1 protein-coding gene is annotated in these 1,190 nt (G+C 53.9%); it reads right to left on the bottom strand.

Annotated elements, in window-relative coordinates; all coding sequences use genetic code 11:
• Positions 1-32 precede the first annotated feature (32 nt).
• Entirely contained in the window at positions 33-980 is a 948-nt protein-coding gene (locus AC07V0_RS29970) for an IS110 family transposase (RefSeq protein ID WP_457327555.1), read from the bottom strand.
• Positions 981-1,190: the final 210 nt, after the last annotated feature.

The raw sequence follows: 1,190 nt of genomic DNA, 5'->3' as shown, positions 1-1,190 counted from the left end.
CTGTGGGAGATTCTATGGTTGAGGGGAAACCCTCAACTTGCTTTCGGCTGGTATTCGCTCTGCCCCTTCAGTAGCGCGAATACGACCCGAGCAAGTTTACGGGCCAGAATCACCAGTGCCTGAGTGGTGCTGAACCCTTTAGCTCGTTGCTCTTCATAAAAACCTTTCCAGGCTGCTGTTCGGCTGGCCGACATGGCTGCATTGTGCAAAAGTCGGCGCGCCTCCGGATCACCTCGTTTTGTCAGACTGCGGCGACCGTCCTTCTGTCCCGACTGTGAAACCCGTAAATCCATCCCCAAAAAAGCGATGAATGCGTCAGCGTTTTTAAACTCGCCCCGTTGAAACGCCGCGATCAGGCGAGCTCCAGTCAAAAAACCTATGCCTTCAACTTTCATGCAGCGCCTTAGATGGACAAGTAAACCGGCCTCTTTAAGGAGGTCGTTGATCATCTTCTCGACCAGCACTTCAAGCCTCTGCATTGAGGCTATTTGCTCGGCAAAAGCGGCTTTGAGCAGCGGCTCATTTGCCCAGCTCTGTACCAGGCCAACTCGTGCCTGAACCAGCGCGGCGCGCCGGCGGAAAAGGCTCAAGAGCTGACGATACAGCGGCGATGGTGGAGTCCATGGGTGAAGCTCTTCATATTCGTTTTTCAGATAACGGGCGAGCAGCTTTGCATCCAGCGCGTCGGTTTTGGCGCGAACCTTCACACCTTTGCGGTAGTGACTTAGTTCATAGCCACCGACCATGTAAATCGTGCAGCCGGCATCATGGGCCAGATCGGCGAATTCCAAGTGATAGATATTGGTCGACTCAATTGCTACGTCGACCGGTGCCGGCAAGGCTTTCAGCCATTTCTTGATGGCTGGCTTGTTATTGGGAAGCGTCTCCAGCAGATCCAGTTCGGTCTGGTAGATCACCAGTTCATTTTTGGCGACATCCACGCCCACGATTGGCTTGGAAACAGAAACCGACATTGCCATTGAACACCCCCCGAGATATGGTTTTGAGCACTTGAAGGGCTCACCCAGAGGCGCAGGCTTGTTCCTATCGTCGGTCTAGCAGATGCATTCTTTATCGGCGCTTGGGTGAAAGGAGGAGGGGCGAAATCTCCCACGGATCTGTACTGCGCCAACAGTCAGAATCGAGCCTTGTCCCTCCTCCTCCCTTCAAGTACCAGCATACAAGCGAGC

This window comes from Pseudomonas sp. GW821-FHT01E10, from assembly GCF_059422365.1.
Note: the sequence above shows the minus strand (reverse complement) of the source record. Positions and strands in the feature narration are given on the sequence as shown.

Excerpts from the sequence above, each read along its gene's own strand:
- AC07V0_RS29970 (WP_457327555.1), bottom strand. The coding sequence starts at position 980 with ATGGCAATGTCGGTTTCTGTTTCCAAGCCAATCGTGGGCGTGGATGTC.